This is a genomic window from Pseudoalteromonas sp. MMG005 (genome assembly GCF_018101015.1).
Lineage (GTDB): Bacteria > Pseudomonadota > Gammaproteobacteria > Enterobacterales > Alteromonadaceae > Pseudoalteromonas > Pseudoalteromonas aurantia.
In genome coordinates this window covers 38277-58425 of record NZ_JAGJEK010000017.1, presented here as the reverse complement: position 1 = coordinate 58425, position 20149 = coordinate 38277, and the positions used below count along the sequence as shown (strand labels likewise).

Here is a 20149-nt window from a genome sequence, read left to right as displayed (position 1 = left end):
AGGGTTATCTCGTAATAAAGTCGCGATTTTTAACTGGTTGGAGTAGCGAATTAATTCTCATTGCTTGTATTTCAACCAGTTAAAATTTTTCTATTATTTTGCTAACTTAATTATGTGGATTAATTGTAATTAGCTAATAGCTTTTGCAATTGATCAATTCTTTTCTGAGTCAATACCTTACTATCAATTTTAATTGTTACGTCGCCACTTTTAAGGTTCCTTTGAACTTTAATGAATTTGTTGTCTAACAAAGCTTCTGAGCGGGCCGGTTTGTTTTCAAATGTTGTTAAATAATGGGTTATCAACATTGCTCGCTTTTCATCACTGACCGTATCATTCAAAAATTCTTGATCATGAATATTTAAATGATTAATTTCGAATGCATTTTTATTAAGCTTAATAGCTTCAATTAATTTCTTTGCAGCTTCTCTACCCAAATGATTGGCTGTTGGATACAAGCTAAGGACTTCCTTTGGAATATATTCAAATGCTTTTAAAGCATCAGCGACAGCTGTATGAGATACGCCTTCAAGTGAGCCGATCTCGCGATATGACCCCTTTAAGCCTTGCTCCATAAGATAAACTTTGGTGGCATGATAAGCTTGTCCTAATTCCCATAGACTCGGTGCAATGTATTGATCTGATGAAATAGCTAATGCTTTAGCATCTTGATCATTAAAATCAGAAGAAGTGAGTATAACGTAATCAGCCTCAGCGAGCATACAGGCCTTTCTTCTCCTTGAACCTGATAAGACCCATTGTTGTTGTCCTTTTTGCCAGCACAGAGCCGGGTGGAGGTTTCTCTTATCATTTTTTATCGCTGGTAAGATATCTGCGACGGACTTTTCATTTAGTAATGATTGCTCACGTCTATTTTGACCATAAACCTGAGTATGATTTTCTATATTATGTGATTTTATCACTTGGCAGGTTAATGTAATTGTACGTTGTGGATCACTTGGTGCAGGCATAGTGATCACATCACCAATTTTAGCTTGATCCAATAGATCATCCAGACTACTTCCTTCTACTGGAGTTGCAAAAGGATCTAAACGGGTGTCATTTTTACGTTTTTTAGCCATGTTATTAAAAACCTTTTATCATTGACCGAGTGATGATTGTGTAGATAACCAATTAGAACGAATTAACATTTCTAATTCATCGACAACATCTTTTATATTTTCTTGTGATTTTACCAAAGATTCTCTACTGGCTAAGCTATCAGATGTTTTTTGATCAAAAATAGTATTAAACGATGAGGAACTCGCGGTTATTGCTGAGCTATGATTTATTGGATAACTCATAACTTGTCGACCAAATGCACTGCGAACGTCTTTAACAATATCTCGTTGCGAATGATTACCTTTAACATAGTTAGTAACCAAAAATTGCATAAAGTCCCAGCCCTCATGACCCAGTGCTGCGACAGTATGATATATCTCACCAAGTCTTTTTAAATATTTGTTATTCGCATCAAAATCGACAGCCTCTGGATGTACAGGAATGAGCATTGCTGTAGATGCCATTAATGCATTATAAAACATAAAATTTAATGATGGGGCAGTATCAATTAAAATTATGTCAAATTGTGATTCAACTGGGGTTATCACTCTTTCTAAAAGTTTATGGTAATGCCGAGTTTGATCATAGCTTGAACTCTCTTTCAGTTCTGTTGCTGTTTCATGTTCAAAATAAAAATCATCCATTCCTGAAGGTAATACTCTAATATTTGGAATATGGGTTTCTTTAAAAGCATTGGTAACAACATCAGACCAACTTTCACCTTGATCTAATTCAATACAATCTCTCATTAAATCGCCAACCGTAATTGGTTCAGGATCATTCGCAGGAAAAAAGCTTGATGATGATCCTTGAGGATCTAGATCTATTATGCCAATTCTGTATCTTTTAATATTTGTTGTTGCAAGTGCTGCTGCGATATTGACAAGTGATGTTGTTTTACCACAACCACCTTTAAGTGAATTGATAACGATAACTTGTAATTTATCAGTTGACTTTCGTTGATCTGCTGCAACTCCAAGAATGTCAGCCATAGAAAAAATATTAGCCAATGTATATGCGTAATGTCCGTTTGCACCTTTTTGAATATGCAAATGATCGAAGTCTCCTTGATCATGTCGCCTTTTCAATGTTCTATTGTTACAACCTAATAAGTCGGCAGCTGCTTTTTGAGTGTATGTTCTAAGCTCTTTTTCATCTGTTTTTAAATGAGCTCTGTAATGCTGAATTCGACCTTCTAATGATTGTTCAGCAACCTCAGCGGTTGCTTTTAACAAACGATAGGTTGATAGTGCTTTATTATTGATTGACATACGCGATATCCTTGACTTGATACCAAACATTATAATGTCCATTACTTTAGTAGTAAACATAAAAATATAAAGACATAGTATCAATTCAATTTACTTTAGAATAAATAAGAAGATTAAATTGGTTAAGTATATAGGTATTAAAGGATAGAGCATAAAAATAACAACTAAACCATTGATAATATTCAAGATTAATTTAAATGTCAGATCGGATTTTAACGAAGTAAAGATCCGATCTTTATGTACTCCCAGATCACTATCCTACTAAGTATAAACTGAAAAGGTTAATTGAGCACAGCTTATGCACACAGTTACTCACAAAACTATTGAGTTGGATCGTGTTTATACTAAGTAAATTCAATAAGTTATAAACATTTTCTTTTGTACTTCATAGATCTAGTAGATTAGGATCGGATCCATTCTAAGTATAGATCTGATCTATACCAACAGAGACTAAAGTTATCCACATAGCGTTAAGGAATCGCCTTATTTTGACGTATATTTGAAAGGTTTTTTGAAAGCAGGGCCGGAAATATACTCTATGTTAGTAATATATTGATCCAAAATATTTCTTAGTTGGTAAAAATTGGATCTATGAAAAAAAAAACGTCCAGATCACTTTTGTACTAACTTAAATCATTAACTTTTGTTCATGAATATGTTGTTATTAGCTGTCATAAATTTTGGAAGTAATATAATGAGCCGAAAGGTGAACATCTCTGTAGATAATCTGCCCGATTCATTGCGTGGTCAGATCCATGGTGTGGAAAGTGCTATTGATAATGAAAGTTTAGCGCTATTTACTGATAATAAAGATGTTCGAGTATCATTAGAAAATGCAGCTCATGGGTTACGTGCATACTCTAATACTTTTAATCATTATGATTTATGGGGACGGTTTGTTCGCTCTGGGCACAAAAAACTACCGTTAGAAGAAGCACCAAAAAAAACAATCATTACTCGTCGTATATCTGAAAAAGTTGATGGCATTTTATACGAAGGTGAAATAAAAATAACGCCTGCGGTAGTGAGTAGTAAAAAAGAAGGGGAAGATGTCGAGTATCTTGTATGGCCTTCTGACAGAGAAGAAAAAGTAGAGCGGGCACTTATTCGGCTAGCTTCAAAAGGCAAAATAGTTAAAATAAATTTTAAGTCCGGTATTCAATATGCTGTAATTTTTTCGATGAATGAATTGGCTCAAGAGTTAAAAGCCGTTGGACAATCAATGCCTTACCCACAAATAAAAGAATCTTTAGAGGCATTGCAAGGTTCTAAATTGTCATTTAAATATTCAGCGACAGATACAAAAAATACGGATATCGATGATTCATTTTATGAGTCAAATATGAATTTCCTATCTTCCCTACATTTTAGTGGGAAAAAAGGGCAAGGTGGCAATATCAAATGTGTCGCATGTCTCAATGCGTTTGTACATAATATGATCGATAATTTAGAGTATAAAGGTTACTATTTTAACAGTGCGCAAGAGTTAAAGCGTGGATTATCCCGCTGGATGATGCTTCGTCTATATCATTTATGGCGCTATGCAGCGCCAGGAAAAACTTACCACTTCCGTCTTTTGTCAATAATGGAAAAATATGGCTCTATTTATTCAACAGATGAAATTGTTGAGAATAAATTAAAAGCACTACGTCGAGATATGACTACAACAATGAAGGACTTAATTGAAAAAGGTGCGATTTCTGATTACAGTATAAGCAATGTTAAAGACGATAATAGTGGAAAAATCATAGATTATGTGTATGAAATGCATCCTTCTGCTCAGTTTTGTGAAGAAATATTAGCACTAAATAAGCATAATAAACGAATAGAAATTCAAGGTGGCAAACGTATTGTTGAAGATGTAGAAGTTATTGATGAAGAAATTCTTGAGCAGATAGTTAAAAAATAACCGATTATTCGCCTAATTTTTCTAAATATATTCTATCAACAAGAAAGTTGTATGCTCTTTTTCTTGGGTGATTTTCTACTTTTTCATAATTAGTTAGCGTTCCAAGCTTTGTATTTCTATCTGGGTTAAATAAAATAAATGGGAGCGCTGCACTAACGTGATATCTATTTTCCGCAGTAAAGCGAATATTAACTTCAGGGGATACTCTAGTTGGTCTCCTAATTCTGAGCTTACTTTTTTCATTTAAATTTGAAACTCTTAGTTTTTCAGTTTCTACAAGAGATGTCCAAGACTGTTGATCGATCATTCTTGGGTTTGTGTAATTTGATGAGTTATTCAACATTTTTAGTGCTGTATCTTTTGATAATGTGCGTATAGCATGTTTTGTCATCCAAGTAAATCGAATTGAGTAAGGGTCTGCTATTTCACTATGGATTTTTCTATATGCTGCAAGAGTAACCAAATTAGGGATGGCACTGTGCACAGCATCGAAGCGGGCATCATTATTTTCAATAGATAAGATAAGGTTTTTAAAATCACTTTTGGCTTTATTTACCTCTCTTAATCTTGATTGTATATATAGATTTTTATCGTTAACCGTTATTAGCCCTGGGTGACGTTGGATTATTTTACCGCTTATTTTTTTATCTAAATAAAGGTCTTTGTAAGCGTTTATTGCTTTGTTTAGCGCACTTGTTCCAGAAACTTTTTCTACATGAATGGTTTCCGGCGCTTTATTCTCATCTTCTTTAGTTATGAGAGGGAGCTGGTAGTAATCTGCAGAGATGATATCAGCTTCCGCTAACTCTTCGCAAAATAGAGAAATCTGTTCGTGTAAATAATCAAAATGAGATCGTATTGAAAATGGCGTTATCATGTTAGTGACGATTGTTCCTATTATATATAGTATATGATGTGTTCTTTCGCTATCTCTAATTTTAACATTGAATCTAATGGCAAGTCTAATAAACGGCTTCAAAATCCAGTCCGTTGCTTATCCGATTTACTATGTTGCTACTATTGATAAAATAGTTAATTCAAGCTGCAGTAAAAAAGGTGCGTTTTGTAAGCTATATTATCTAGATAGGTTAAATGATTACGTTGTAAATATTGAATATAAAGTATGATGTGTTCTCTACTTCCTTATTTTAACATTGAACAGAATAATAAGTCTATTAAACTTAATTAATTCAAGCTTTGATGGGGCTAACTCAATTTATCATTATAGGTACTATTTTGCTTTAGAGCAGATCTTCGATAGTTCATTCATGCTGCAGTAAAAAATGCGTTTTGTAAGCTGTATTATTTAGATAGGTTAAATGATTACGTTGTAAATATTGAATATAACGTATGATGTGTTCTCTACTTCCTTATTTTAACATTGAACAGAATAATAAGTCTATTAAACTTAATTAATTCAAGCTTTGATGGGGCTAACTCAATTTGTCATTATAGGTACTATTTTTCTTTAGAGCAGATCTTCGATAGTTCATTCATGCTGCAGTAAAAAATGCGTTTTGTAAGCTGTATTATCTAGTTAGGTTAAATGATTACGTTGCGGATGTTGAATTTAAAGTATGATGTGTTCTCTTCTTCTTTATTTTAACATTGAACAGAATAATAAGTCTATTAAACTTAATTAATTCAAGCTTTGATGGGGCTAACTCAATTTGTCATTAAAGGTACTATTTTGCTTTAGAGTAGATCAGAGCCTCGATAGTTCATTCATGCTGCAGTAAAAAAATGTGTTTTGTGGGCTATATTATTTAGTTAGGTTAAAAGATTATGTTGCTGGTATTGAATTTAAAGTATGATGTGTTCTCTACTTCCTTATTTTAACATTGAACAGAATAATAAGTCTATTAAACTTAATTAACTCAAGCTTTGATGGGGCTAACTCAATTTTTCATTACAGGTGCACCTTTAAATTAATCAGTGTAATTTCCTCCAAAAACAAAACATAAGTAGAATTTTTCAATAACAAAAATAGAAAAATTTACAATGAGAAAAAGCAAGGTCATTGGAACTCTAAGGTATGCATGACAAATAAAATTGAGTCGGGTGTTCATATGCCTGAAGTTTACCGTAAACATGGGATCGGCCAGAGCTCCTTTTAAAACTGACGTTCAAAGTATGTAAGCATCAGATGTTAAATAGCTGAAGAATAAAACCGTAAGCTAATAGGTTAAAGTATCTGATATGCATGACGATATCATCGCAAAAAGGCGTAAAAATAAGTAGGCACTAGGTTTGGGTAGAACAGTTAAGAGCTAAATTTGAAGTGAGCGTCGCATTTTCCTTGTCAAGTAAGAGCGCTAAGTCGCTCAGTTTTTTATCACAAACATAAACTTCCGTCAGATGATGAGTTCATTGACGCACTCATGGTGCTAGACGAATATAATTAAAGATCAAAAAGTATTTGTAATAAGGCAAGGCTTGGAATAAAAAATGTGTTGAACGTGTTTATACATGCTAACACCTCACCCATTGAGAGTACCAAATCAATATAATGAACCTTGGTCGATGTAATTTATAAGTGATGTATTAAACTCAGGCTATTGTTTTAGAAACATTGAACACACGTGGTGACTTCAATCGATAAGGACTAGCGATTGAAGTCGATACAGGTTTAAGAACTGAGAAAGTGAACAGTACACTAAATTACACCATGACTTGGCGCGTTAAACTAATCAGATTTGAGTCGACAATAGTCCTGAATTTATTTCTACTGGGTTAGAAAGTTGGGCTCTGGAAAAAACATCAAGCTAGATTATATAAGACAGGGTACCCCTTATCAAAATGGTAGTGTGAAAAGTTTTAACCAAAGTTACCGCGAAAAAGTGTTAGCTTTATACTTGCTCGAAATACTTCAAGAAGTACGTGAAATCATAAATTAATGGTAACTTATCTATATTTTGAAAGGCCACACGACACTAATTGATTACCTTTAGGCCTACTGAATAGCTGTACAAAATTGGCTTGAGTTACACACATTTCTATTTCATTATTTATCTTATGTCACTTTCAAAGATTACTTCAGCTCTAGATAAACTGTTAAAAATGGGTGCATATGCTTCAGAGGCTAGGCTTTGATTTATAGAGCTACAGATTACTAATTAACTTTCTGAATTTAGTGCTCAAGGTTTGACTTTCCAAATTTAAAATTGAAAGCTCAAAGCCAACAATTGGGAGATTAATAATCTATAAGAATAATTACCAACTACACTTAATTTAACATAATACTATTTGTTAATCCTCATTGCTATCCTTAAGAGCGTTCTTGTTTGACTTACATTGCCAATATTTTCGTGGTTACTAGAAATCTAATAATCGTTTTTTCATACATATAAGATCTAGCTCGTGAGATAAAGTTAGCGATTTATCTATATTTAGAACCTTTCTATACTTAGGCTGAAATAAGGTATCTTTATTTTTTGCCATCTTATTTTAATCTTTTTAGTTATTTAACAATGCAGATTTGAGGAGTTGACCCGTCTCTTAATTACCATAAAAGGAGCACTAATTGTCAGAGGCTCTTTTACTTTTTTAAGAATGAATTTTACTTAGTCCTGATTTCATATATTAAGTGCGACACTCATAGAAAGGTGTAGAAGAGGAAGCCAACATACGCTCTTTGCGGCAAAGAAACAAGCAGTACTACTATGAGTTATCAGCAGTTGATCGAGGAGAGAAGGTACCAGATTTTCACCCTTTTGGAACTGGGAATTTCAATTACTGAAATTCCCAAAACAGTGAAGTGCCATCGTGCAAAGGTATATCGTGAGATAAAAAGAAACCAAACACATGGTCAATATTGCCCTATGAATGCTCACACTTATTCTATTAGCAGGCGCAAAATAGCTCGCAAGTATCGGATACCTGCTAAGCATATTGAATTTGTACGTTTTTTTCTTGGTATCGATTCGAGCCCTGAACAAATTTCTAATGTTCTAATCAGCGTAAGAGTGTGTGTTAGCCATCAATGGGTTGCGCGAGATAATCGCCAAGGTGGTAAGTTCTATCGTCACCATCTTAGAGCGAAAAAGTCGATTTTATTTGGCTACGAAAGTGCCTTCCAAATCGGAGGATGCAGTGACAAAGGCGACAATAGAGATGCTCATGCAATTTAAAGAGAGTTCGCTGGATACGTATAGCTCTTGGGAGCGAGGCGCAAACGAAAACGCGAATGGTCTGTTGAGACAATATGTGAAGAAAGGCACAGACTTGAGAAAAGTAACGGATGAAGATATTCAGTTTGCCCAATAAAGAATTAACAACCGTCCTAGAACGAGTTTAGGGTTCAAGCAGCTAGCAGCTATTTTCAAAGAAATTATAATGGCCGCTTGATATTAGAGAGTGTCGCACTTAGATGTGTTTCTCTGGTTAGCGTTTTTAAGATTTATGTTGATGCTTAGACATCCTATTTAGGGATAAGTATGATGTGTTCTACGTAAATATGTAACCTAATCTGGGTTGTAAAGTTGACACTTGTGAACCCTTTAAGGATGATGTGTTCTTTCCTGAAATAAATACTAAATTTATCTTGAAGCGAGTACGTCTATACGTTACTTTCGTGGTGAGGTAACACTACATTAGAATGAGGAAAATTAATGAAACCTTGGAACCCTGACAGTTGGAGAGAACACCCAATTGTTCAACAACCAGAATACCCAGATAATAGCGCGTTAATCGATATTGAGAATCAACTAAATAAAGCTCCACCTTTAGTCTTTGCTGAAGAAACAAGAAGTCTTTATAAGAGTTTAGCAGATGTTTGTGAAGGCAAAGCCTTTTTACTTCAAGGCGGTGACTGTGCAGAATCGTTCTCTGATTTCAATGCAGCGAATATTCGCGATACTTTTAAAACACTGTTACAAATGGCTGTTGTTTTGACATATGGCGGAAAATGCCCTGTTGTTAAAATAGGAAGAATGGCAGGTCAATACGCAAAACCTCGTTCTTCTAATTTTGAAACAATTAATGGGGTATCTTTACCATCATATCGTGGTGATATAATAAATGACTTTGAGTTTACCGAAGCGTCCCGCGTTCCAGATCCTAATCGATTAATGACGGCTTACCACCATAGCGCAGCAACACTAAACTTATTACGTGCATTTGCGCAGGGTGGTTTAGCTGATTTACACCAAGTAAACCGTTGGAATATGAGTTTTGTCGCGGCAAACCCTCTTAAAGAAAAGTATCAGCAAATGGCTGATAAGATTCAAGACGCACTCGAGTTTATGGAAGTGTGTGGTATTGATTCAAGCGTAGCGCCAAGTTTAAAAGAAACGTCACTCTATACATCTCATGAAGCACTCTTATTGGGGTATGAAGAAGCACTTACTCGCAGGGATCACCTAACAGGTGACTGGTATGACTGCTCAGCACATTTCGTTTGGATTGGAGAACGCACACGACAACTAGACCATGCCCACATTGAATTTTTCCGAGGCATTAAAAACCCAATTGGTGTAAAAGTAGGTCCAGGTATGGCACCTGATGAGCTCATAAAGTTGATTGATGCGCTAAACCCCGATAACATTCCTGGACGTTTGACGCTAATAACAAGAATGGGGGCAGACGTACTACCAGAAAAACTACCAGCCCTTGTTCGCAGAGTACAAGACGAAGGCAGAAAAGTTGTTTGGACCTCAGATCCAATGCACGGAAATACTGAAAAGGCGAGTACAGGATATAAAACGCGAAGTTTCAATAATATTCTGCGTGAGATCAGCCAATTTTTCGCAGTACATAAAGCGGAAGGGTCTTATCCAGGTGGTGTCCACTTAGAAATGACAGGCCAACACGTTACAGAATGTGTTGGTGGGGCATACGGTCTGTCTGATGAAGATTTAGCACAGCGCTACCGGACTCAATGTGACCCTCGTCTTAATGCTGACCAAGTATTAGAACTCGGTTTTCTTGTCGCTGATTTACTTAAAGATGCGCGAAACAAAGTCTAAGTTAAGGCAAATTAAAAGGCTGTAATACAGCCTTTTAATATTTCCTACGAGTTAAACCCGTTTCAGAAATAATTTTCGCTGATATCTCTTCAACAGAATGACTTGTTGAGTTCAAGTAAGGGGTTTTATGCTTTTTAAATAACATTTCTACTTCTCTCACTTCAATTCTACACTGACGTAGTGAAGCGTATTTAGAGTTTGCCATTCTCCCTTCTCTTATTGCCGCTAACCTTTCTGGATTTATTGTTAACCCAAACAACTTCTTTTTGTAAGTGAGTAAACACTTAGGAAAATTGCCTTTTTCTAAATCATCTTCAGTGATTGGATAATTAGCTGCTTTTATCCCGTACTGAAGTGCCAAATATAAACTCGTCGGGGTTTTACCTGATCGGCTCACACCAACTAAAATTATATCAGCTTGTTCATAATCTTTAATATTTGCCCCATCATCATTTGCCAATGCATAATTAACAGCATCTATTCTAAAGTCGTAACTCGCTTCATGAATTGAGTGAGTTCGATGTATTTTTGGGACAGGCTCTACATTCAATTCCTTTTTAACCACCTTACTAGCTAATGCCAAAAAGTCATAACAAACCCCCTGAGACGACAAAATAATGTCTGACAATTCAGGATTCACAAAAGTAAAAAATACGAGTGGCCGTTCGCCTGTATTTTTTGCATTTAAATCAATAAGCTCTTTGATTTCTTCAGCTTTTCTGACTGTTTCAACAAATGGGATTGTTTGATGATTAAATTCCACGGGAAACATTGAAAGTGTCGCGTGCCCAAACACCTCCGATGTAATTGCAGTACCATCTGATATATAAAATGCAGTTCTCATTTTAACCTTGTTCTTACAAATTAGCTGAATTTTCGCTTCCGTGGTTTACGTAAGCGTGCTTGCCAGTGTAGAATGCCCTTGACCTATACTAAAGGTCAAACAATCTCTCACATTAAATACAATTTGTTTTGGAGACAGTTCCGTGCAAGACTACGTTCTCTGGTATCAAGAGTTAGGTATGCAAGATGTACCTCGAGTTGGTGGTAAAAACGCTTCACTTGGGGAAATGATATCGAACCTTTCTAACGCTGGTGTACAAGTACCTGGTGGATTCGCTACTACAGCCGATGCTTTTAATGAGTTTTTAGAGCAATCTGGACTTAACGAAAAGATCCACACAATTTTAGACACACTAGACGTCGATGACGTTATTACACTCGCCAAGGTTGGTGCCGAAATAAGACAATGGATCATCGATACTCCATTCCAACCAGAACTTAATAAAGCAATTCACGACGCTTATAATACCCTTCACGGTGATACAAATTCCGATGTTTCGTTCGCAGTGCGTTCTTCTGCAACAGCCGAAGATATGCCAGATGCATCATTTGCCGGACAACAAGAAACATTTCTTAATGTACGTGGTATTGACGCCGTCATGGTTGCAATTAAGCACGTATTCGCCTCATTATTTAATGACCGAGCAATATCTTATCGTGTACACCAGGGTTACGATCACCGTGGTGTAGCTCTATCCGCGGGCATTCAGCGCATGGTCCGCTCAGACAAAGCATCATCTGGTGTTATGTTCAGCATCGATACTGAGTCTGGTTTCGAAGATGTTGTCTTTATTACTTCTAGTTATGGACTGGGAGAAATGGTTGTCCAAGGCGCAGTCAATCCTGATGAATTTTATGTTCATAAGCCGACGCTTGCTAAAGGGTTACCAGCTGTTGTTAGACGTAACATTGGCTCTAAAGCAATTCAAATGGTTTATTCATCAGACGAGTCTCATGGTAAGCAAGTTGAAATTATTGATATTGCCGCTGAACAATCAGCACAATTTTCTATAACAGATGACGAAGTCCAAGAGCTAGCAAAGCAAGCTGTTATTATCGAGAAACACTATGGACGTCCAATGGACATCGAGTGGGCAAAAGATGGTAACGATGGCAAATTGTATATCGTACAAGCCCGTCCAGAAACCGTGCGTTCAAATGAAGATTCAAACGTCATGGAGCGCTTCCAACTTAAATCTCAATCTAAAGTCATTGCAGAAGGTCGAGCAATTGGCCATAAAATTGGCAAAGGTGTTGTTCGCGTATTAAACTCCATTGACGAAATGGACAAAGTCCAAGTGGGCGATGTACTTGTAACTGACATGACCGACCCTGATTGGGAACCAATCATGAAGCGCGCCGCTGCGATTGTAACAAACCGAGGTGGCCGCACTTGCCACGCAGCGATCATAGCGCGAGAGTTAGGTATTCCTGCAGTCGTTGGTTGTGGCAATGCAACTGATCTAATAACAAATAATCAAGAAGTTACTGTATCTTGTGCCGAAGGTGACACCGGCTTTATTTATGAAGGTCAACTTGAGTTTGATATTATTTCATCCCGTGTCGACACCATGCCAGACCTACCAATGAAAATAATGATGAATGTAGGTAACCCGGATCGTGCATTCGATTTTGCAAAGTTACCCCATGCAGGTATTGGTCTAGCTCGTGTTGAGTTCATTATAAATAGAATGATCGGTGTCCACCCTAAAGCCCTTATCAACTTTGCTGACCAACCTGCAGAGTTACAAGCTGAAATTAAAGAAATTATTGCAGGCTATGAATCGCCGGTAGAATTTTATATATCTAAGCTTGTTGAAGGTATTTCTACTCTAGGGTGTGCGTTTGCACCAGAACGCGTTATTGTTCGCATGTCTGATTTTAAATCTAATGAATATGCAAACTTAGTTGGCGGGCAACAATACGAACCAGAAGAAGAAAACCCTATGATTGGCTTCAGGGGTGCAGCGCGTTATATCTCTGAAGATTTCAGAGAGTGTTTTGCATTAGAGTGTGAAGCTATCAAACGTGTTCGTAACTCAATGGGCTTAACAAATGTTGAAGTAATGATCCCATTTGTTAGAACATTAGAAGAAGCAGCACGCGTTATTGAATTACTTGAAGAGCATGGCCTTAAACGTGGCGAAAATGGTCTAAAAGTAATTATGATGTGCGAACTACCTTCAAATGCCCTGTTAGCTGAAGAGTTTTTAGAGTATTTTGACGGATTCTCAATCGGTTCAAATGACTTAACTCAGCTTACACTAGGCTTAGATAGAGATTCAGGATTAATTGCACATTTATTTGATGAGCGTAATCCAGCGATTAAAAAATTACTATCGATGGCAATTCAAACGGCTAAGGCAAAAGGCAAATACGTTGGTATTTGTGGTCAAGGTCCTTCGGATCATGAAGATTTTGCAGCATGGTTGGTAGAGCAGGGGATCGACTCAGTCTCACTTAACCCTGATACTGTATTAGAAACTTGGTTATACCTAGCTGAAAAGCTAAAAGACTAGTATCTAAGAATCTGAAAAAGCCGGCTCAAGTTGCCGGCTTTTTTATTTAATACCATCAAGTTTGTGACACGCTTTAGTAAATATCTTTTGTAACTTTCTTAAATACTTTCTCGCTGTTGGATAATATATAGAAAAGCACACTAATGCAGCCATTGCGAATATGATTGAAGGTCCTGGCACAACAAAAAATACAATCGCAAGAAATACAAATACTACACCTATCCCAAGGACCATTACTTTTTTCATCTTTTACTTTTCCCTATTTAACAAAATGACCATGATTAAAGTATACAAGCCAAAGTATGTATTAGTTTGCTTAATATGTAACAAAGATTAAATTTCTCAACTTTTTGTCCTTCACTCCGTGGTACAATTAGTTAAAAGCAATAAATTATTACCGTCATGATTGCCAATATAAATCAGCAAGATACCGCAAGTGAATTACTCAATGATTACCTCAACCTTATAATAAACAATGGTTTTTTAGGGGAAACAGACAGCAGTTATGCTACTCGCTTAGTAACTGCCACGGATAACAGCATTTATCAAAATGTGCCACAAGCCGTAATTTATCCAAAAAATAACAAAGATATTCAAACCGCATTGCATTGTGCGCAGCAAGATCCATTTTTGTCGTTAACATTTGGGCCTCGAGGCGGGGGAACAGGCACAAATGGTCAGTCACTTACTCCCGGCATCGTCATTGACTTATCACGTCATATGCGTGAAATCATAGAAATAAATGTGGAAGAAAAGTGGGTTAAAGTACAGGCTGGTGTCATAAAAGATCAATTAAATGATTACCTTAGACCATATGGTTTTTTCTTTGCGCCTGATCTTTCAACAAGTAATCGAGCAACTATTGGCGGAATGGTCAACACCGATGCTTCAGGTCAAGGTTCGCTTGTATATGGCAAAACCAGTGATCATGTTTTAGGCTTGAAAACTTATTTGGTTGATGGAACCGAGCTTAATACCCGGAAAATATCCATTGAAAAAGCACAATTAATCGCCGCTCAAGAAGGGCGGGCGTCACAAATTTATCAACAAGTGATAGAAAGCTGTCATTCAAACCGAGCGTTGATCTTATCTAAGTTTCCAAGGCTAAATCGCTTCCTAACGGGTTACGATCTTGAAAACGTATTCGATAATACACTCGAGAATTTTGACTTATCAAGAATTATTACAGGTTCTGAAGGTTCATTGGGTGTTGTCACAGAAGCCAAACTAAATATTACACCAATTGCACCGTTCAAAACATTAATCAATATTAAGTATGATAGTTTTGACTCAGCATTAAGAAATTCACCATTTCTAGTTTCCGCTCAAGCAACGTCCGTTGAAACGGTTGACAGTAAAGTATTAAATTTAGCAAAAGAAGATATTGTCTGGCATTCCGTATCAGACTTAATAACCAGTGTTCCTGGCATCGAGATGCAAGGACTCAATATGGTCGAGTTTAACGGTGAAACCGAAAATGAAATGGACGGGAAAATTTCATCACTGTGCAAAGAATTAGACAAATTGATCGCACATAAACAGGCTGGTGTGATCGGCTATCAACTTATAAATGATAAAGCCGATATTCTAAAAATATATGCCATGCGTAAAAAAGCAGTTGGGCTATTAGGCAACACGAAAGGAAAACAAAAACCACTCGCTTTCGCGGAAGACACTGCAGTCCCACCAGAAAACCTCGCTGATTTTATTGTAGAGTTTAGAGCTTTATTAGATTCCCACAATTTAAATTACGGCATGTTCGGCCATGTCGATGCGGGTGTCCTACACGTTCGACCCGCACTTGATATGTGTGATCCAGAACAAGAAAAACTATTACGCAAAATTTCAGATCAAGTAGTCGCTTTAACAGCAAAGTACCGAGGTTTAATGTGGGGTGAACACGGTAAAGGTTATCGAAGTGAATATGGTCCAGAATTTTTTGGTGAAATACTTTTTACTGAGTTAAGAAAAATAAAGTCTGCTTTTGATAAGAATAATAGATTAAACCCAGGAAAAATTTGCACACCAATCGAAAGCAGTGATGAGTTAGTAAGTGTCGACTCACAAAAGCGAGCTTGGTTCGACAAAAAAATTAATATCAAAGTTCGTGACAGTTTTGAAAATGCGATGAACTGTAATGGTAATGGACTTTGCTATAACTACGATGAATCTTCACCAATGTGTCCTTCTTATAAAGTAACAAAAGACCGAAGACATTCACCAAAAGGCAGAGCCAGTTTAATTCGGGAATGGCTGCGGTTACAAGAAAAAGCGAACGTAAATATTATTGATGTTGAAAAACAATTGATCAATAAAGAGAATGACATTACTTGGTGGGAAAGGTACTTAAATACCCGAGAAAAAAATAAAGGCCAATATGATTTTTCACATGAAGTTAAAGAATCTATGGATGAGTGTCTAGCTTGTAAAGCTTGTACTACAGCCTGTCCTATAAAAGTAGATGTACCCACTTTCAGATCTCGATTTTTAAATTTATATCACAGTAAATACAATAGACCTTTAAAAGATTATTTGGTCAGTAACATAGAAAAGACGGCACCCGTACTTTCAAAATTCGGTTCTGTTGTTAACCCTGTTGTAACCAGTAAACCAACAACATATGTGATAAAGAAAGTCTTTGGATATGTTGACACTCCCTTATTAAGTACGCCAACTCTCGTTAACCGAGTAAATAAAAAATATCTATTCGATCAAACAAAACTAGAACGTATGTCAAAGACTGAACTAGAAAAATCTGTGTTTATCGTGCAAGATCCATTTACAAGTTTCTATGAAGCTGAGTTGGTTTCTTCATGTATTGAAGTTATTGCGGCGCTCGGAATTAACCCTATTTTATTACCATTTTTGCCAAATGGTAAAGCACAACATGTTAAGGGATTTTTAAAAGAGTTTAAGTCAACAGCTAAAACTGCGTGTGATTTTTTGAACTCTCTCAATGATTATAAAATTCCAATGATTGGCTTGGATGCATCTCTCGTTATGGTCTACCGTGATGAATACAAAACTCTGCTTAGCGATTTACGTGGTAGCTTTGAAGTTATGCTCGCTCATGAGTGGCTTGAAAAACAAAATTGGCAAAGTATATCTTTAACAGAAGCAAGTCAGAAAGAACACTATACCTTACTTTCTCATTGTACAGAAACTACTGCATTACCAAACGCAAGCCAGATATGGAAATCCATTTTTAGTCAGCTAGGTGTAACACTCAATACCCCAGTCACCGGTTGCTGTGGTATGGCAGGTACCTACGGGCATGAATTACAAAACCAAGAAAACTCAAGGTCACTCTACAATATGTCTTGGAAACCACATGTAGAAAAAACAGCCAAAGGAAACCTTCTTTCAACGGGATTCTCATGCCGAAGCCAAGTAAAGCGCTATGAAAATAGGAAGCCTAAGCATCCAATAGAGTTTATTGCCGCTAATCTACGCTCTTGAGTTTAAAATAAAATGGGGTGTTAGGGAAAGTGAAAATCATACAACCCACAATTTAACATAACGTATAAAGCTAGAAAGAATACACTAATAACCTCACTAGTAGTGTATTCTTTCTTTACAAATGCTCCATCAGTAATTATATAATCACACTTTAACTATTCTATATTCCTATGTATTGGAGATAGATAAATCTCAAAGTGTTTGTTTGCTTCGTTAACTATTCTGTAACTCTCCAAAAAAATTAAACAGTTCAATCATAGTAATTCACATGATTTATTTATAATAAATGCTAAAGATATGAAAATATTAGAACCTTCTTAATAGTAATGCATGTGCAATTAATGACCTGCCACTTGAAAAAACAAACAAAAATCAATATATAAACGCGATATAATATTCAATAAGAATAGATTACCATTGAGTAACTAAATGCAGTAACCCATTGATTTTAATACCTTTATTAATTATAAAAACATTAGAGTAGCAACATCAAAAAATCCATCATGTTGATAGTTAAAGCAATAACTCTAAATTACCGAATTTGAAATCCAATATGCTCTCTGTTAAATTTTTGGCTGTCCATTAGCTTAAAGTTAATAATAAATAGGTTTTTGGAAGTTACCAACCTAATAAATAAAAGCAATTTTAAAGGATAATAAAATGAAAATAAAAACAATCGCAGCTACTATGGCTATACTTTTCGGCTCTTTTAATACTTCAGCTTCAACTGAAGAAGCAATAAATCCAGCAATGCATTCAGCTGATATACTAAATATTGATCAAGCAAATACCGCTGCAGCACAAGGTTTTATAACAGGCGCATTAATTAGAGGTTGGATCCTTGATGGTGCAAAGAGCGCAATAAAAGGGGGTGCTAAAGACTTTATTTCAAATTTACTATTTGGCGGTGGTCCAGCGGGTCCTCAAATTGTAAGACTTCATTCTGAAGACCTTGAAAAAATAGAAAGCCTTGTGTCAGGTGTGGTGATCAATGATGCAGTGTATGATGCAAAAAGTGATCTAGCCGCTTTCAGTACAACATTTGATTACTATCAAGACTCACTAAATAGTAGCCAATTTGATGTTTCAATTCTTACTTCACTATTAACATATGTAAATTCTTTACGTCATCATAGGGCATACGAGGCAAGCTACAATACAAAAGCATTTGCATTAACATCTTCTTATTCAACAATGGCAGCACTTAATATTGCAGTTTTAACCGAACGTCATGTGAAAGGGTTCATCAGCGCGGCCTATGTTAAGAATCAAGGTAATCTTATGGCGACAAAACTGGAAGAACTTGGTAGCTTAGCAAGCAGCCATGCATACACTCGCGGTTATGTTCGTAGTATAGGTAGCAGATGTTGGGGTGGTGAATTCTCAAATTTAGAGTCTAATTTATATCAAGAGCAAACCTTAAACAGCATAACAATTGAAATTGATGAAGATACCCCTATGGCGCCGGTAGACTGCCTAGTAACAGCAAGTTTTCCAGGTAAACCATCAAAAACATGGAACGCCTCTAGAATAGGTAGAATGGAAGCTGAAGAAATGGCATATGAATACCTAAACCAAATGCGCATCGCGTACGCCGCAGAAATCAAAGGCTCTGACTTTAATAGCGTAATTGCAAAATTACGAGGCCTATAATTTAGATGCACATCGTCGTATTACACAACGACTTTTATTAGTTTAACCCAACATCAAGCCCTATATATTAGGGCTTGATGTTTTTACTAATTTATAATTAACTTATACATTATGATGCACATTAATAACTTTGAGTTCCCAACTATGCTGATTAAAATCTAATTAGAGTTTTCTTTTAGCTCCAGACTTAGCCCTGTCTTTAATGTTAGTTTGAATATAAATTTGATCAGTGGTCGCGATTTTGGCATGCCCTAAATCTTCAGATAAATGTTTAAGTGGGCGATGTTGAGCATCATGAGTCGCACCGGTGTGCCTTAACCAGTGTGCTGTTGCCGCTTCCAATTGCTCTGACTCATCCGAAAAGCCATCTTGCTTTAAAGATTCAATCGCCAAGTCAAAACTTTGTTGTACAATCCGCCTAATTTGTCGGACATTCATTCCCCCTTGACCGCGTAATTTATGCACAATTGGAGAGGGCTCATCAACTCTCGGCAACGCAGGTAAACCTCGATATTCTCTGTAACGACGCAAATATACGATAAAATCTTCACTCAGAGTTACATCTCGGAGTTTATTACCTTTGCCCATAACTCTAATATACCAAAACCCATCAGGGTCTTGCCAAAAGTGTGACATAACAGGAGACCACTGCGGCCGCTCCGACAATTCAGAAATACGTAAGTACAAGCCTTTTAAACAGGCTAGCACAAACAAATTACGCTCTAACTCAGGTTTAGCATCACAATAATCCCTTGTTACACCAAACACATATTCCCACTGTAAATTGCTCAATGTATCAGGTAACTTTATCTGTGATTCTGTTATTAAATAGGGGCTATTTTTTTTTACCACAGGTACAAAGTTGGCAAACGTTTTTTCTTCCAGAATTGCGAATTTATAAAACACATTAAGTGCAGTGAACATGGCTGCAAATGTTTGTTGGCTTAGGCCATTCTCTTTATATACAAATGGACGCCATGCTATATTTACACAGCGCACGCCTTGCTTATCTTTAAATCGCCACTGTACAGAATTCGACACCCAATTACTATCTGGGTCCACAACGAATTCAACATACGCCTCGATATCTTCGCGCCTTAAATCAAAAACCGACATCTGTTTAAAGTTCCAAGACCACAAATAGAACCGTTCCAATTCATTTCTGAATCGGTTAAATGTCGCTTCTGATTTTCGGCCATAAACATATAAGAATTGGTATAAAAACTCAATATCTTCGAGCGCCCTCGGAATTTCATGGTTCAGTGTAGACAAATATGCATTAAGCTCTGGGTATTCTTGAATAAGTGTATCGTCTTCAATATGTGCTATTTGATAGCGAAGTTGTTTCAACGTATCGACAAGTGGGGTAAGCATATTCTATATGTCCGATATTAAGTAGCTATTATGGTAGAGGGTTCTCTACGATTTGTATAGCTAAATCGGACATATATACCTAGTTAAACTCAA

Annotated in this window: 11 protein-coding genes and 1 pseudogene; 6 read left to right on the top strand and 6 right to left on the bottom strand. The window is 36.4% G+C overall.

The window, feature by feature from the left end; translation table 11 throughout:
• Nucleotides 1–119 precede the first annotated feature (119 nt).
• Together J8M01_RS14465 and J8M01_RS14460 are read right to left on the bottom strand one after the other, a co-directional pair.
• Entirely contained in the window at nt 120–1082 is a 963-nt protein-coding gene (locus tag J8M01_RS14465; RefSeq protein ID WP_211058462.1) for a ParB N-terminal domain-containing protein, read from the bottom strand.
• Nucleotides 1083–1100: 18 nt separating this feature from the next.
• Entirely contained in the window at nt 1101–2333 is a 1233-nt protein-coding gene (locus J8M01_RS14460; protein ID WP_211058461.1) for an AAA family ATPase, read from the bottom strand.
• Between the two features lie 694 nt (nt 2334–3027).
• Between J8M01_RS14460 and J8M01_RS14455 the strand changes: the two genes are divergently transcribed.
• Nucleotides 3028–4242 (top strand): replication protein A, encoded by a 1215-nt coding sequence (locus tag J8M01_RS14455; protein ID WP_211051683.1) that lies wholly within the window; start codon nt 3028–3030, stop codon nt 4240–4242.
• A gap of 4 nt (nt 4243–4246) precedes the next feature.
• On the opposite strand, the gene J8M01_RS14450 is transcribed toward J8M01_RS14455, so the two are convergent.
• Entirely contained in the window at nt 4247–5119 is an 873-nt protein-coding gene (locus tag J8M01_RS14450) for a DNA replication terminus site-binding protein (RefSeq protein WP_211058515.1), read from the bottom strand.
• Between the two features lie 2785 nt (nt 5120–7904).
• Between J8M01_RS14450 and J8M01_RS14440 the strand changes: the two are divergent.
• Nucleotides 7905–8589 (top strand): annotated as a pseudogene (locus J8M01_RS14440) (IS30 family transposase).
• A 263-nt stretch (nt 8590–8852) separates the two neighbouring features.
• Entirely contained in the window at nt 8853–10208 is a 1356-nt protein-coding gene (locus J8M01_RS14435) for a 3-deoxy-7-phosphoheptulonate synthase class II (RefSeq protein WP_211052507.1), read from the top strand.
• Nucleotides 10209–10242: 34 nt separating this feature from the next.
• Here the strand turns inward: J8M01_RS14435 and J8M01_RS14430 are convergent, their stop codons facing one another.
• The gene (locus J8M01_RS14430) at nt 10243–11052 is read right to left on the bottom strand and encodes a pyruvate, water dikinase regulatory protein (RefSeq protein WP_192509328.1); all 810 of its coding nucleotides are present in this window, start codon (nt 11050–11052) and stop codon (nt 10243–10245) included.
• Between the two features lie 142 nt (nt 11053–11194).
• On the opposite strand from J8M01_RS14430, the gene ppsA reads away from it, so the two are divergent.
• On the top strand, nt 11195–13570 hold the full coding sequence (gene ppsA / locus J8M01_RS14425; RefSeq protein WP_211058460.1) for a phosphoenolpyruvate synthase: 2376 nt from the start codon (nt 11195–11197) through the stop codon (nt 13568–13570).
• Between the two features lie 42 nt (nt 13571–13612).
• On the opposite strand, the gene J8M01_RS14420 is transcribed toward ppsA, so the two are convergent.
• The gene (locus tag J8M01_RS14420) at nt 13613–13816 is read right to left on the bottom strand and encodes a PGPGW domain-containing protein (RefSeq protein ID WP_211058459.1); all 204 of its coding nucleotides are present in this window, start codon (nt 13814–13816) and stop codon (nt 13613–13615) included.
• A 156-nt stretch (nt 13817–13972) separates the two neighbouring features.
• On the opposite strand from J8M01_RS14420, the gene J8M01_RS14415 reads away from it, so the two are divergent.
• Together J8M01_RS14415 and J8M01_RS14410 are read left to right on the top strand one after the other, a co-directional pair.
• On the top strand, nt 13973–17029 hold the full coding sequence (locus J8M01_RS14415) for an FAD-binding and (Fe-S)-binding domain-containing protein (protein WP_211058458.1): 3057 nt from the start codon (nt 13973–13975) through the stop codon (nt 17027–17029).
• A 660-nt stretch (nt 17030–17689) separates the two neighbouring features.
• A complete protein-coding gene (locus J8M01_RS14410) occupies nt 17690–18682 on the top strand; it encodes a hypothetical protein (RefSeq protein WP_211058457.1) in 993 nt (330 codons plus the stop codon).
• Between the two features lie 162 nt (nt 18683–18844).
• Here J8M01_RS14410 and J8M01_RS14405 read toward each other — a convergent pair whose 3' ends face one another.
• Nucleotides 18845–20056: a tyrosine-type recombinase/integrase gene (locus J8M01_RS14405; RefSeq protein ID WP_211052512.1), complete on the bottom strand. Its 1212-nt coding sequence runs from the start codon at nt 20054–20056 to the stop codon at nt 18845–18847.
• Nucleotides 20057–20149 lie beyond the last annotated feature (93 nt).